Below are 15011 nucleotides of genomic sequence, written 5' to 3'. Positions count from 1 at the left end.
CATGGATCAGACATCTAGAAATACACAATCCCATAAGAATAACTTATAACAAAAGCGTAGTATTCTAGTGTACACGCTTAGAGGGTTATAGTTATCCGAACCCCAGCAATTAACAAACCGCTGTAGTTCCATACGTTGGTCGATGCGGCGTTATGAGTAATTAAGAATTTTGCGCCAATAAATACAAATACTTTATTATCGAGGCTTTTTAGACTGGAGTGGTTCCCCATTTTTAGAGTATATTCCCGGGTGCTATGATGAGGTTTTTTGAATACGCTGTTTATATGCCTTTCAAACCACTAATCTAATGAGAGCCAACCAATGAATAAAGCTAGCGTCGATGAAATAAAATCACTTCTTTCCGACTGGGCCAAATCAACTCGCCAAGATAAAAAAGACAAAATCTTGGAAAATCATCAACCAGAAGCGGTCATCTTTGATGTCCTGGCTCCCATTAAGTATGAAGGGAAGCTTGCGTACAGAAAGAGCTTTGATGAATGGCAGCCACCTTTCGCTATACCATGCCTTTTCGAGCTATCAGAACTAAACATTCATGCTGGAGATGACACGGGTTTTGCTCATTGTCTTATAAATTGTGGAGGTACCTTACCGGACGGAAAACAGGTTAAAGACACCGTTCGCGCAACCTTTTGCTTTGTTAAAACTAAGGATTCATGGCAATTTGCTCACCACCATATTTCGTCGCCAATGAAGGTTGGCAAGTGAGCCGAAACTTATAGCAAGGGAAACTATACTGAACACCCATAGGTCAGTGGTGTGCTTAGTTACATAGATACCTCTCATATTTTTTACAAATATTAGCTTGCATAATAATAAATATCGCTCTATTCAGAGTGCATTTAGACTCTTGATATTTGTCAGTGGATGATATGATACAGCTTAGTTTGAATACGCTGCTGTATAAAAGGAGGGGGCCGTGGAAGACTCTAGGTTTTGGGATATTGTTGAAAGCGTTACAAATCGAGTTTCTGATATTGAAGACATTTTCGGGGGGTTAGTTGAGGTTGTAAGCAAACTCACCCCTGAAGAAATTATCGCATTCAAGCAAAAGCAATATGAGGTAAGTGACCTCGTTTATCGTTGGGATATTTGGGCTGTAGCCTATATCTTAAATGGTGGCTGTTCTGATGATGGCTTTACTTATTTCAGGGCCGGCTTGATCTCTGGTGGGCGAGAGAAATTTGATGCAGCACTTAAAAATCCTGAATCGCTTGCCGATTGGCTACCTGAAGACTTCGAAGCTGAGGACTTCATGTATATAGCTAATGATGCCTACGAGAAGGTCACCGGAGAGGAGTTTCCTTATGACCGTCTTACTTCTGAAGGCAGAGAAGATCCCGCTGGCGAAGCGTGGGATGAGAGTGATTTACCCAAGCTATATCCTGCTTTATATAGTAAGTATTTTTAACTTCGGGTATTGTCCATAGTAAAACTATATACAGTAAGCAGCTTTCCCATCGTTTGATTTCATAACGAGCGTTATGTTCGCACAAGACGATCAAAAAGAAAGCTGCTACTTGATTATGGGGTTATCTTGCGAAGTAAAGTGAATAAAAAATTACTCGGCATACTCCCTGGTATAGGGGTCTATGTCTATATCTTGGCAACTCAAGAAACTTTATCAGCCTCAAGCGTATTTGGATGGTTGGCATACTCTATATCCATCGGATCAATAATATTCTTTGTCATGTGTGCCCCCTATGGTAAGCAAAGCTCATTCACTGTCTTTGGCCGAAAGCAACGTTATAGGACCCCTGTACCCGTTATTCCAACCAAAGTAGCATTCAGTATCGTTGGGGCTATAGTAGCCTCTCTAACAATCAGTTTTGTTCTCTACCATGTCAGCCAGTAGCCACTTAATAAGGCTTACAGGCAAGGCAGTCCACTCCTCCTACCTTCATCTGCAGTTATTATCTACTAGGCAAAGCTTAAATTCCCATGTCAACTCTAGAAGTAAGTAAATGAAAGAAGTCATCCCGATATCTGAGCAGCAGGCAAAAGCGAAATTGGTAGAGCTTCAAGGAGCAAAGGTCTCTTATGCCTGGAGAGGGCATGGAAGCGCAATCTTTTTGGAGTTGGGTGAGCTGACCCAGTCGAAACGAGGAAATAATCCTTCCGGTGATCAAACAATAATGATTGAATGGTCATGGCGACTGGAGAATAGAGATTCAATATTACTGGGAAGCTGGAGTGACCCAGATGAAATCGAACGGTTTCCAGAATTATTAGTTGGCACCAATATAAAGAAGATCGATTTCTTTAGCCGAATTCCTGAACTAGAGATATCACTGAGCAAAGACCTATGGTTGCTCACGTTTATGACCGAGAAAGCGTATCCTGAGTGGTCAATCAGGTTAAAGAATGGACAGTGGCTATATTATGACGAAGGTTCTTTCAAAATCGAAACAACAAGTGCATAGTGAATTTTAACAAACAGATTTTAGACTTTTTAAATAGCATTCTCTAATACTAATTTTACGAATTTATATACCAATAAAGATGAAAATTACGTTTAAAAATATAACAATCTTGTCACCTTTTTTAATGCTACCATCGCCTTTTTCATTTTCTTGCACAGCAATTGATAGTGTCAGATTTTATGAAACTGAAGTTGAGGTTGTATTGCGAGAATGGAACCAAAAGGGATTTGGCAATAAGATCGAAACCTCTACGATAACGATAATAACCGCACCTGATTATAAAGGTGATATCGTTATTCTACGCAATAATGACGAGAAGTCCGGTTTCACTGCGGAAGTTTACAAACCAAAACCGAATGCACTGACCCCTGATCTATGGAAGTTTGTATCTGGTAATGTTGAAAAATCCATAGTGAAACAACCTAACGGCACATTCCATTTATCTGAGGTGGTTGATAACGGGGTAAGGGTTGAGATTATTAATCTTAATAATAAAAGCTTGAAACCAATGAATTTCTCAGAAAGTGGTTAAATTATCAGTTTCATTGATAGTGAAATAGCTTACATGCTTGAATATAACAAGTACCTCGGTAAAGCAGGCTCTAATTACCAAAATCAAGCAGATCTTTTAAAGAGAAGATAGTATTATTCTAGAATAGATATAAAGTCATACAACTATAGGCATGATGAAGCGATCAGTCACATTTATTATTGGGTTAGGCATTCTGCTATTCGTGGGCGCTTTATTGCTTTCACAACCCATAGCTTGCAGCACAGATTACGAGTTTCAAAAGTCCCTTATTGTAAAACATATTGAATCTAAAGGTTGGCCAATAAAACATCTGACTCCAATGGACAATCCTGATAACAGTTGCCAAGCAAGTTTTCTTTATAGATCAGACAATCAACACGTAAAGTTTGTTGTTGTCGCCGGTACTAAAGTGACATGGTGGGACTTCAATGAACGCGATTAATAGAAACTCAAAAACAATGGCACTATTGAACAGTTAGTTATGTACCAAGTAGGAAGAAATGAATGGCAATAAAATGCCCTGAGTGCAAGTCGAAAAATGTAGATGAAGTATTCCCTTTTAGTTTTTCTAAGTCGAGCTGCCCAGATTGCGGTTTTGAGTATATTTTAAGTATTTGGTACCGCCTATCTATTCATGCGTTCTTGTGGTCGGTGCTGATATTCTTAGTCATTCCTTTTAACTTTATTGTGTCAGCTGATAATGTTTCTAATACAGTAGGGTTTACATTGGTTGGCTTGATGATGATTTGTCCTATGACTTACTGGTATATCACGTATAGATGCTATCGAGTAGAAACTCCCAATAGGGTTAGTAAAACCAATTTTTTGATTTTTTGGGTACTTACTGTGGCAACATATACCCCGGCAGTTATCTACTTAGCAGGCTATAATGCATAACAATGCGCTGTATACCAAGGGCCAACTTTGTGCATTTTTACCCGGTCGCTGCGCTCCCATTATCGTGCATAAAGCGTCCAAAACTGTCCGTAGCTGAACGTGGCGATATTAATCAATTACTAACATCAGCCTTAAACTAAAGAAGAAGAAAATTGAAATATCTATTCCTGACTCTTATCTTTCTTACCATTTTCGGCTGTGCTTCTCAAGCGCCGAGAGAAATTTTGTTACCGAAGATCATGAATATTGAAGGTAAGAATTTCATTTCTGCAAATGTATTCAAAGAGTATGAATTAGAAATAAGCAGGCCAAAGGGTGGTGAATTCACTGTAAATATACCAGAAAAGGAAGCACCAAATTACTATGCATGCGGTGGAGTTTACTGGGACGAGTCCCTATATGCTCAAAAGATTCTAGAAGAAGCAGATTTAGTATTGGATTTTAAGGGCGTGAAAGAAGTTTGGGTCCCAATTGAAGGCGAGCCTAAAAAACTATATATTTTCGAAGTTCGGTAGTATAGCGAGTTTCTGTATCCGATTGTGTACACTTTTTTCGCCATACTGAAGCAGGACGGATTCATTCCGATAGGATAATAAGGAATCAATACCTTATGAGAATAGCCACATTATTTATATTGCTTTTTTTCGCTACATTTAGCTATTCTGAAGAGATTACCCATTGCCCCCAAAAACTTCAACGAATTGAAGGATATGACCCTAGTTATCCAATCCGAGAGAGCCGACAACCTGTAGATGGCTGGGTAGTTCTAACCGCTCGCCTTAATCCAGATGGGGAATTAGAAGAAGTCGACATTGTAGAATCAGTGCCAGATAAATTTTTTGATCGATCTGTTTTAAATGCTGTAAGCAGTTGGAAGTTCGACTGGTCGGGTAGCTGGTGTAAGTATAAAACTAAGCTTAGCTTCGTATTTAGTGGCTGACCATTTTATGACTAAGTCACTTACGAGTACGTTATATAAATTATGAAAAGATACGGCTACAAATTTGCCAAAGATGATGGCGGACTATCTAGGTTAAGTGGGCTCCGATTCTTTATCGGACTATGTACTTTTTTCAGTACAATCGCCAGCTTGATTTTCTCTGGTGAGAGCTACTTAAAGCTATACTTGGCCTCACTCTTCGCTTTCTGGCTTGCGGCATTCTTGGCCGAGGTTACCCCCAAAGTAAGATCCTACCCTGTAGTATTTTTTGCAACAGTGGCATCTATCATTTTTTGGCGTGATCCGAGAAATGTTTTTATAGTCCGTCAGTGTGAAAAATGGCAGTGTGTTGATGTTGAAGATTTAAACGGTAAAATAATATATTTGGGTTTTTGTGGATTAGTAATAATTGCTTCTCTGTGGTCTTTGCGACGGCACTCAGGGTAGTTATTTTAGAGAGGAGAGTGTTACTATCCTAAGAAGTTAAATTCCAGTCATAATAGCAAGAAAGCTTATATGAGTTATTACCCCTTATGCTAAGGATGAATACTGGCACCAATTAGTAAGTGATGTATTTACTAATACTTTTGGTGCTTCGCACCATAAGTCCGCTTATCAATTGCAAGGTTATCAAGCCATTCATGAAGGTTTTTACACTTTTTATAGCACTAATAATTTCTATAAATTTATCAGCCGATCAGCCACCTGATTGGCAGGACTATGTTGTTACTTCAAAAAACCGGAAATGGACCGCATTAATAAGTAGAGACCATACTATCCAAGAGCCCTGGAGAGATAACTGGACGCTTTCTGTCTACGAGGGTTTTAAATATCCATTCCCTAGACCAGACTTTGTTCCCGTTTGGTCTAGAACCTATGAGCACCATGGATATTCAGAGGGAATACTGTCAGATGACGGTGAGATATTTGTCTATGTTGAATTTTGGTATAGAGAAAACTACCCCGTCATCAAGATATATAAAAAAGACTGTACTTTGTCAAAAAATGGTTCTTTTTTTAATATTGGGGAACATCTAGAAAAAAGCACATCACATCAACTTTGGCTTGATGGTAGCGGGGAAATTAAATTCCTTTCTATAAATTCCAAGCCCTATATTAAAGTTCAGACTTTGGCTGGAGATCGATATGTATCAACAACCTGTGGGGAGTAGGCCTTACAATCTCAAGCGGGCTAGTCAGACTTTGCAGGGACTTAGGACCGCTATATTAGTGTAGGCGTTACATATCAATGATCTGCAATCAATGTGGTAAACAATTCAAAAGTGACGAGATTAGGCTGTCCTTGTACGGTTTCTGCTCTAAATGTGGGCGGAAGTTGCAGCTCTACCATGTTTTAGAGGGGTATTGGTGCGGGATTCTTGGATCGGCCCTGCCTATCTATATTTTGATTCTCAGCCCAAATAGCGGCAGTTTATTCTTGCCTATTACTGTCTTGGGACCACTTGCCACATTTGCGGTTTTGTATCTATTTGTTAGGCGTAAAGGCAAGAAGTTTTATAGATCGAAAGTAGAGTTTGAGAAGTGGCGTTTTCTGAAAGAGCTTGCTGGAGCAACTGTTGGGTTTGCGTCAATCTTTTTGTGGTTCTATTTGGCGATTCAATTCATGGGCAGTGAATAGATATAACCAATTACTCGAACTCCTCCAAGGCAAAAGACTGTTTTAGAAGCCATGAAGTTGAGAGAAGAATCTCACCCCTCCTCCTACACCTCACCATAAACATGATAAATTTCCGGCACTTGACCGCGATCATCCATCCGCATACCCAGGTCCCGAATCAGACCATCGCGAATATCGTAGATCCAGCCATGCAAGCTGAGGCGTTGGCCTCGGTCCCAGGCGTGCTGGACTATTTTGGTCATGGCCAGGTTTTGTACCTGCGCCATCACATTTAATTCACAAAGGCGCGCTGAGCGGGATTCTTTATCGAGGGATTCCAGCTCTTGCCGGTGGCGGGCGTAGACATCCTTGATATGGCGCAACCAGTTATCCACCAGGCCACATTCGCTGTGGCCCATGGCGGCCTGTACACCGCCACAACCGTAATGGCCACACACCACCACGTGTTCCACCTTGAGTACTTCTACGGCGTATTGCAGCACCGAGAGGCAATTAAAGTCTGTGTGTACCACCACGTTGGCGATATTGCGGTGAACGAACAGCTCCCCCGGTGCCATGCCCACAATCTCGTTGGCGGGCACGCGGGAATCGGAGCAGCCGATCCATAAATACTTGGGTACTTGCAGGCGGCTCAGGCGTTGGAAAAACTCCGGGTCCTGTGCCGTCCTATCCTCTGCCCAGGCGCGATTGCGCGCGAACAATTGGCGAATCTCTGCCACCTCAGTGGGCCTCCCCCGATAAATCCAGGCCAGAGATTTGCGCGGCCTGCACCATTTTTTGCAGGTAGTCGCTGGTCATCCGGCGGCGGCGTTTTTCGGTCAGGTATTCCTCGATTCGCTCCGAGACATATTCGTATTCCAGTGGGCGGCCCGGTTCGCATTGCTCCACATAAATCAGGTGCACACCGTAGGGAGTCTCCACGGGTTCCGCTACCAATCCGGTGCCCTGCTCGAACACTGCGCGCTCGAAGGAGGCGACGGTATCACCGCGCCCTACTTGGCCGAGGCTACCACCGGCTTCGGAGGAGGAGCAGGCTGAGTGGGATTGGGCCAAACGAGCGAAAGATTGAAGCGGATTGGAGTCGGCGCGAATCTGTTCCAGCATATTCTCGGCTGCGGTGCGTGCCTTGGCGCAGGCCTCGGAGTCATCCGGTGCAGCCGGGATCAGGATATGGCGTACTTCTGCGAGGGGATCGGAGCGGAACTTATACGGGTGGGCTTCGAAGTAAGCGCGGCACTCGGCGTCGGTTGCCGGGTTCACCTGTAGCTCGCCTTTTAATAGATCTGAGACTGCGCGATCGAAAGCCTCACTGTGCAAGTCTTCGTCGGCAGCGCAGAGACCCTGCCCTGCGGCTCGATCTCGTAACAACCAGCCGATAACCAGAGCGCGTGCGGCGCAGTAGATCGCCTGACGCGGAGAATCGGCAGGCTGGTACTGCATCTCTTGGTAGATCAGGTCGGCGGGGATTTCAGTTCCGTTGACGGCCACTACCTCGGCCATCTCAAATTCGCCGCCGGCAGCATCAGTGGCCAGTAATGTATTCATGACTCAACTCCACACTGGGCCCGCTCATGGCGGGCCATTTAATAGTTGCAGGGATTAGCGCGCGGCTTTGGCGCGAACTACCTGGTAATTGCGGCGGAAGTACTGCACCGGAACACTCCATACGTGTACCAGGCGGCTGAAGGGGAACAGCAGGAACAGTGTCATGCCGAGGAAAATATGCAGCTTGTAAATGATGTTCACTCCGCTAATCGCGGCAGCTGCACCGGCACCATCTAGCGTGACAATGGACTGAGCCCAAGCCATCAGTTTGAGCATTTCAGCACCGTCCATATGGCCGGCAGATACAACAATACTGATCAGGCCGAGGATCAATTGCGCGTAGAGCATCAGCAGTATGGCCAAGTCCATTTTGGAAGTGGTGGCGCGTACGCGCTTGTTGGTGAGACGGCGCTTAACCAGAATGGTGAGACCGATAAAGCAGATCACCCCGAAGAAACCACCGATCCCCATTGCCATCATCTGTTTGGTGGAAGCTTCAATGCCGAGGAAGTGCCACACTGCCTTGGGTGTGAGTAGGCCGACAAAGTGGCCCGCGAGAATGGCGATCACCCCGATATGGAACAGGTAACTGCCGATGCGTAATTGCTTGCGCTCCAGCAGCTGACTGGAGCCGGTACGCCAGGTGTACTGATCCCGGTCGTAGCGGATCAGGCTACCCACCAGAAATACCGTGAGGGCGACAAAGGGATAAATGGCGAAGAGCAGCGTATTCAGATAGTTCATCTTGTTACTCCTGTGGTGCGGGCTGGGCAGAATTCTGCGCGGCGTTGGCCCAGTTAAGGGGCTGGCCGTCGCGCAGCTGCGTATTGCTGGGCCGCGTTATTGACTGGTCGCAACTGTTGGCGCCGCTAAAGCTAACGGCCTCTTCCTCCCAGATCTTGTCCAGCGCCTCGGGGGTATCGTCACGTTCTTCGTTGGCGACTTCTTCTTTGAGTGCTGTCAGATCGACATATACCCCTGCCATCTGCAAGAGCGCATCCATCAACAGGTGGTAGGGACTCTCACGCTTGGACAAGCGCGCGCTCAACAGGGCAATCACATGGGTAATATCGTGAACCCAGCCGTAGGCTGCTTCCCCCTGGGTGGCACAGAACTCTAAGTAGGTGGGCAGGTAATCCGGCAGTTCGCGCTCATTCAGCTCAAGGCCGGCGCTGCGATAGCGCGCGGTCAGGTCTACCATGGCTTGGCCACGATCACGGGATTCGCCGTGGATATGCTCGAAGATATGCAGGGATACAGCGCGGCCGCGCTCGAACAAACCGTCGTATTCGCTCTGCCAATCGAGCGCATCCATACGCTCGTAATGAGAGATAAATGCCAGCAGCTTGTCGCGCAGCGGAACATCCAGATCCTCTGATTCAGCCAACCAGCTGGTCAGCTCATCCAGGTGCGCCACCAGCTCATCGGATGGGTAATCCAGCAGGCGGGCGATCAGGTTTAGTACTTTCATCAGTATTCTCCGCTCGACCTTAGTCGACTACTTTGGCGGGTATTACTTCGCGCACTGCGTGCTGCTTGCCACCGAAAATATTGGTGCTGTCGTTGCCGGTGCTACAGCCGTTGCCGAAGCTGAAACCACAAGAGGACTTCATGTCGTAGGCGTTTTCGGCGTAGGCCTTATGGCTTGAGGGCACCACGAAGCGATCCTCGTAATTGGCCAGTGCCATGTAGCGATACATCTCTTCTACCTGGGCTACGGTCAGGCCAGCCTCTTCCAGCAGTTCGCGCTCCTGAATACCGTCCACATGGATGCCGCGCATATAGGCGCGCATCACAATCATGCGTTCCAGGGCACGGGCCACTGGCTTCTCGTCGCCGGCGGTGAGCAGGTTGGCCAGGTATTGCAGCGGGATACGCAGGGTGGAGAGATCGGGGATCTCGGCGCCGCGACCCACGGTAACGGTTTCCACTTGGCCGGCCTGTACTGCGTTCTGGATCGGAGACAGGGGTGGCACGTACCAAACCATGGGCAAGGTGCGGTATTCCGGGTGCAGCGGCAGGGCGATCTGCCAGTCGATAGCCATCTTGTACACCGGAGATTTTTGCGCAGCTTCGAGCCAGGCTTCGGGGATACCTTCGGCGCGGGCAGCTTCCTGGACCTTCGGATCGCTGGGGTCGAGGAAGATATCGCACTGGGCCTGGTAGAGCGCTTTTTCGTCTTCTACAGAAGCGGCTTCCTCGATGCGGTCTGCGTCATAGAGCAGTACGCCCAGGTAGCGGATACGGCCCACACAGGTCTCGGAGCAGATGGTTGGCTGACCCGCCTCGATACGTGGGTAACAGAAGATACACTTCTCAGATTTACCGGTTTTCCAGTTGTAGTAAATCTTCTTGTAGGGGCAGGCGGATACGCACATGCGCCAGCCGCGACATTTATCCTGATCGATCAGAACAATGCCGTCCTCTTCGCGCTTGTAGATGGCGCCGCTGGGGCATGCAGAAACACAGGCCGGGTTGAGGCAGTGTTCGCACAGGCGCGGCAGGTACATCATGAAGGTGTTTTCAAATTCACCGTAAATGTCGGCCTGCACCTGCTCGAAGTTTTTGTCCTTTTTACGCTTCTCGAATTCGGTGCCGAGAATCTCTTCCCAGTTGGGGCCCCATTCGATTTTTTCCATGCGCTCGCCAGTAATCAGCGAGCGCGGACGGGCTACCGGTTGGTGTTTCTGCTCCGGTGCCTTGTGCAGGTTCTGATAGTCGAAGTCGAACGGCTCGTAGTAGTCGTCGATCTCCGGCATATCCGGGTTGCCAAACAGGTTGGCTAGTACGCGGTGCTTGCCACCAATCTTCGGCTGCAATTTACCGTTCTTCTTGCGGGTCCAGCCGCCGTTCCATTTGTCCTGGTTCTCCCACTCTTTGGGGTAGCCAACACCGGGTTTGGTTTCGACGTTATTGAACCAGGCGTATTCAACCCCCTCGCGGGAGGTCCACACATTTTTACAGGTCACCGAGCAGGTGTGACAGCCGATACATTTATCGAGGTTCAGCACCATGCCTATCTGGGCTCTAACTTTCATTGCTACACCTCCTCTCGCGTCGGCTCTTTGACGTCTTCGCCATCCAGCCAATCGACCTTGTTCATTTTCCTGACCACCACAAATTCATCCCGGTTACAGCCCACAGTGCCGTAGTAGTTGAAGCCGTAGGACTGCTGGGCGTAGCCACCGATCATATGGGTGGGTTTCATCACCGCGCGGGTTACGGAGTTGTGGATACCGCCCCGGGTGCCGGTAGTTTCCGCTCCCGGTGTATTCACGATGCGCTCCTGGGCGTGATACATCATGGCCATACCGTCGGGCACTCGTTGAGATACCACTGCGCGGGCAGCAATGGCGCCGTTGACGTTGAAGATTTCGATCCAATCGTTGTCTTCAATACCTGCCAACTTGGCGTCGTACTCACTCATCCAAACGATGGGTCCACCACGGGACAGGGTGAGCATCAGCAGGTTGTCGGAGTAGGTGCTGTGGATGCCCCACTTTTGGTGCGGGGTGATCCAGTTCAGCAGGATCTCCTTGTTACCGTTGGGCTTCTGGTTCAACACCGGTTGCACGGTTTTCAGGTTGATGGGCGGCTTGTACACACACATGTTCTCGCCGAAGTCACGCATCCACTCGTGATCCTGGTAGAACTGCTGGCGGCCGGTGATGGTGCGCCAGGGGATCAACTCGTGCACATTGGTGTAGCCGGCGTTGTAGCTCACATGCTCATCTTCCAGGCCAGACCAGGTGGGCGAGGAGATAATTTTGCGGGGCTGCGCCACGATATCGGCGAAGCGAATTTTTTCGTCTTCCTTGGGCTTGGCCAAATGGGTGTGATCGCGACCGGTAATCTCACCGAGGGCTTCCCAGGCCTTCACGGCTACCTGGCCGTTGGTTTCAGGGGCCAGTGAAAGAATCATTTCGGCAGCATCTACCGCACTGTCGATACGGGCGCGGCCATCGCGAGCAGTTTCGTCTTTCCAAGTGCGATTGAGCTTCTTGAGGAAGTCCACCTCATCGTCAGTGTTCCAGCTGATGCCCTTACCGCCGTTGCCGAGTTTCTCCAGCAGCGGGCCGATAGAGGTAAAGCGGTTGTAGGTGTTGGGGTAGTCGCGCTCCACCTCAATCATGCTCGGCGCGGTAACACCGGGGATCAGGTCGCACTCGCCTTTCCACCAAGCCTGTACACCGAACGGCTGGGCGATTTCTCCGGGGGTATCGTGGTGGATCGGCAGAGTCACCAGATCCTTTTCCACCCCCAGGTGGCCATCGGTCAGGTTGGAGAATTCCTTCGCTATGCCTTTGAAAATTTCCCAATCACTTCGCGCTTCCCAGGCCGGGTCCACCGCCTTGGTGAGCGGGTGAATAAAGGGGTGCATGTCTGAGGTATTGAGGTCGTCTTTCTCATACCAGGTGGCCGTCGGCAATACGATGTCGGAGTAAAGACAGGTGGTGGACATACGGAAGTCCAGTGTCACCAGCAGATCCACTTTGCCCTCACTGGGGGCGTCATGCCAGGCCACATCTTCTGGTTTTTTGCCGCCTTCTTCACCCAGGTCTTTGCCCATCAAACCATGCTTGGTACCGAGCAGATGGCGCAGCATGTACTCGTGGCCCTTACCAGAAGAGCCGAGCAGGTTGGAGCGCCAGATAAACATATTGCGCGGGAAGTTCTGCGGGTTATCCGGGTCTTGGTTGGCGAATTTGAGCGCACCGCGCTTGAGCTGCTGCACCGTGTAGTCTTTGGCAGACATACCGGCGGCGGCGGCATCTTTAGTCAGTTGCAGAGGGTTGATCCCCAGCTGCGGCGCGGAGGGCAACCAGCCCATGCGCTCGGCGCGGCTGTTGTAGTCGATGATGGAAGCCTGCCACTTGCTCTTGTCGGCCAGCGGCGAAACCACTTCATCCATCTCCAACTTCTCATAGCGCCATTGGCTGGCGTGGTTATAGAAGAAGGAGGTACCGTTCATATGGCGCGGTGGACGCTGCCAGTCGAGACCGAACGCGAGTGGGGTCCAGCCGGTCTGCGGACGCAGTTTTTCCTGCCCCACATAGTGGGCCCAACCACCGCCGCTCTGGCCGATACAACCGCACATCATCAGCATATTGATGATCCCGCGGTAGTTCATATCCATGTGGTACCAGTGGTTGAGTCCGGCACCCAGAATTACCATGGAGCGCCCACGGGTCTTGTCGGCGGTGTTGGCAAACTCACGGGCAACCTGGATGACATTCTCACGACGACAACCGGTCACCTTTTCCTGCCAGGCGGGTGTGTAGGGCTTGTCTTCGTCGTAGCTCTGAGCACAGTTGGGGTCGTCGAGGCCGTGCTCGACACCGTAGTTCGCCAGGGTCAGGTCGTAGACGCTGGCTACTTTTAGAATCTCGCCATCTTTGTTTTGAACAAGCTTCACCGGCACCTTGTAGTCTATCACTTCATCGTGTTCGGTATGCTGGAAGTAGTTGTGCTCGTGGGTCTGGCCACCGAAATAGGGGAAGGCGACCTGGGCGATTTCATCGGCGCAGTCTTTGAGGCTGAGCTTCAGCTCCAATTCTTCGCCACTGCGACCATCGCGCTGTTCAATATTCCACTTGCCACGGCCTTCTTTCGCTGAGGGCTCTCCCCAGCGATAACCCATGGAGCCCTGAGGGGAAACCAGCTGGCCATCGTGATTAACACCGATAGTTTTCCATTCCGGGTTGTTATCCTGGCCGAGGTTGTCCGCCAGGTCAGAAGCGCGCAGGAATCGGCCCTGTACCAGCTTGCCGTCGCGCTCTTCCAGGGTCACCAACATCGGCATATCGGTGGTGGTGCGCACATACTCGGTGAAGTAGGCGCTGGGTTTGTCGACGTGGAATTCTTTCAGGATCACATGGCCGAAGGCCATCGCCAGAGCCGCATCGGTACCCTGGCGCGGTGCCAGCCAGGTGTCGCCAAACTTGGAGCACTCTGAGTAGTCAGGGGTGACCACACAGGTTTTGGCGCCCTTGTAACGCACTTCACTGAGGAAATGCGCATCCGGGGTACGGGTTTGAGGCACATTGGAGCCCCATACGATCAGGTAGTTGGAGTTGTACCAGTCGGCGGACTCCGGCACGTCGGTTTGCTCACCCCAGACCTGCGGTGAGGCGGGCGGCAGGTCGCAGTACCAGTCGTAGAAACTCAGACAGTTGCCGCCGATCAGAGACAGATAACGAGCACCAGCGGCGTAGGAAACCATGGACATGGCGGGAATCGGCGAGAAGCCGGTCACCCGGTCGGGACCGTATTTCTTTGTGGTGTAGACGTTGGAAGCGGCAATCAGCTCGTTAACTTCATCCCACTTGATCCGCACAAAGCCGCCCATACCGCGACGCTCTTTGTAGGACTGCGCCTTGGCCGGGTCTTCGACAATACTGGCCCAGGCCTCCACCGGATCGCTGTGTCTCAACTTGGCTTCGCGCCAGAGTTTTACCAGACGTTTGCGGATCTTCGGGTACTTGAGGCGGTTGGCCGAGTACATATACCAGGAGTAGCTGGCACCACGGGGGCAGCCACGAGGCTCGTGGTTGGGCAGGTCCGGGCGGGTGCGCGGGTAGTCGGTCTGCTGGGTTTCCCATGTGACCAGGCCGTCTTTGACGTAGATCTTCCAGCTGCAAGAGCCGGTACAGTTCACCCCGTGGGTGGAGCGCACAATCTTGTCGAACTGCCAGCGACGACGGTAGCCATCTTCCCAGCTGCGGTCGTCATTCGTCTTTTCCCCGTGTCCTCCGGAAAAGGGCTCTTTTTGTTTCTTCAGATATTTCAGTCGGTCCAGGAAATGGCTCATGCGGTACTCCCAGGGCATCGGCATGCGGTTAAAGCATCGGTTTACCGGGAATATAAAAGGGAGGGACGGCGGGATCACCTGACCAAAAAGGGGTAGAAAAGCGACGAACTACCCCCGAATAGGTAGGGAAACGACGCCAGGGGGCCGCTATGGTGGAGCCCTATCCCAGCAATAACAGGGCCTCTGTGTAAAAAACAGGCGCCAGG

At 49.6% G+C, this 15011-nt stretch carries 14 protein-coding genes; 8 read left to right on the top strand and 6 right to left on the bottom strand.

The window, feature by feature from the left end:
- Positions 1–321: 321 nt before the first annotated feature.
- The 8 genes from ACJJIE_RS17750 to ACJJIE_RS17715 all read left to right on the top strand — a co-directional run bounded on the left by ACJJIE_RS17750 (position 322) and on the right by ACJJIE_RS17715 (position 6449).
- Positions 322–726, top strand: a complete 405-nt coding sequence (locus ACJJIE_RS17750) for a YybH family protein (protein WP_444892531.1) — start codon at positions 322–324, stop codon at positions 724–726.
- A gap of 211 nt (positions 727–937) precedes the next feature.
- Positions 938–1429, top strand: coding sequence for a DUF4240 domain-containing protein (locus ACJJIE_RS17745; protein ID WP_444892530.1), 492 nt, complete (start codon positions 938–940; stop codon positions 1427–1429).
- Positions 1430–1982: 553 nt separating this feature from the next.
- Positions 1983–2441, top strand: a complete 459-nt coding sequence (locus tag ACJJIE_RS17740) for a hypothetical protein (RefSeq protein WP_444892529.1) — start codon at positions 1983–1985, stop codon at positions 2439–2441.
- Between the two features lie 79 nt (positions 2442–2520).
- Positions 2521–2973, top strand: a complete 453-nt coding sequence (locus tag ACJJIE_RS17735) for a hypothetical protein (protein WP_444892528.1) — start codon at positions 2521–2523, stop codon at positions 2971–2973.
- 1049 nt (positions 2974–4022) lie between these two features.
- Positions 4023–4385 (top strand): hypothetical protein, encoded by a 363-nt coding sequence (locus ACJJIE_RS17730; protein ID WP_282930405.1) that lies wholly within the window; start codon positions 4023–4025, stop codon positions 4383–4385.
- A gap of 95 nt (positions 4386–4480) precedes the next feature.
- Positions 4481–4810 (top strand): energy transducer TonB, encoded by a 330-nt coding sequence (locus tag ACJJIE_RS17725; protein WP_444892527.1) that lies wholly within the window; start codon positions 4481–4483, stop codon positions 4808–4810.
- Positions 4811–5451: 641 nt separating this feature from the next.
- Entirely contained in the window at positions 5452–5982 is a 531-nt protein-coding gene (locus tag ACJJIE_RS17720) for a hypothetical protein (protein ID WP_444892526.1), read from the top strand.
- 164 nt (positions 5983–6146) lie between these two features.
- Positions 6147–6449 (top strand): hypothetical protein, encoded by a 303-nt coding sequence (locus ACJJIE_RS17715; RefSeq protein ID WP_444892525.1) that lies wholly within the window; start codon positions 6147–6149, stop codon positions 6447–6449.
- Positions 6450–6532: 83 nt separating this feature from the next.
- On the opposite strand, the gene can is transcribed toward ACJJIE_RS17715, so the two are convergent.
- From can to ACJJIE_RS17685, 6 genes are read right to left on the bottom strand one after another with little or no spacing between them, the layout of a single operon-like run.
- Positions 6533–7168: a carbonate dehydratase gene (gene can / locus ACJJIE_RS17710; protein WP_444892524.1), complete on the bottom strand. Its 636-nt coding sequence runs from the start codon at positions 7166–7168 to the stop codon at positions 6533–6535.
- Between the two features lies 1 nt (position 7169).
- Positions 7170–7994 (bottom strand): peptidylprolyl isomerase, encoded by an 825-nt coding sequence (locus ACJJIE_RS17705; protein WP_444892523.1) that lies wholly within the window; start codon positions 7992–7994, stop codon positions 7170–7172.
- 54 nt (positions 7995–8048) lie between these two features.
- Positions 8049–8738 (bottom strand): respiratory nitrate reductase subunit gamma, encoded by a 690-nt coding sequence (narI, locus tag ACJJIE_RS17700; protein WP_282930422.1) that lies wholly within the window; start codon positions 8736–8738, stop codon positions 8049–8051.
- Positions 8739–8742: 4 nt separating this feature from the next.
- On the bottom strand, positions 8743–9465 hold the full coding sequence (narJ, locus tag ACJJIE_RS17695; protein ID WP_444892522.1) for a nitrate reductase molybdenum cofactor assembly chaperone: 723 nt from the start codon (positions 9463–9465) through the stop codon (positions 8743–8745).
- A 19-nt stretch (positions 9466–9484) separates the two neighbouring features.
- Positions 9485–11032: a nitrate reductase subunit beta gene (gene narH / locus ACJJIE_RS17690; RefSeq protein WP_282930424.1), complete on the bottom strand. Its 1548-nt coding sequence runs from the start codon at positions 11030–11032 to the stop codon at positions 9485–9487.
- 2 nt (positions 11033–11034) lie between these two features.
- Positions 11035–14805 carry a nitrate reductase subunit alpha gene (locus tag ACJJIE_RS17685; RefSeq protein WP_444892521.1) on the bottom strand — a complete coding sequence of 1257 codons (3771 nt, stop codon included), beginning with the start codon at positions 14803–14805 and terminating at the stop codon, positions 11035–11037.
- Positions 14806–15011 lie beyond the last annotated feature (206 nt).

The sequence above is a fragment of the Microbulbifer maximicatervae (SeqCode) genome (assembly GCF_052467325.1).
This window is presented reverse-complemented; position numbering and strand designations above follow the sequence as displayed.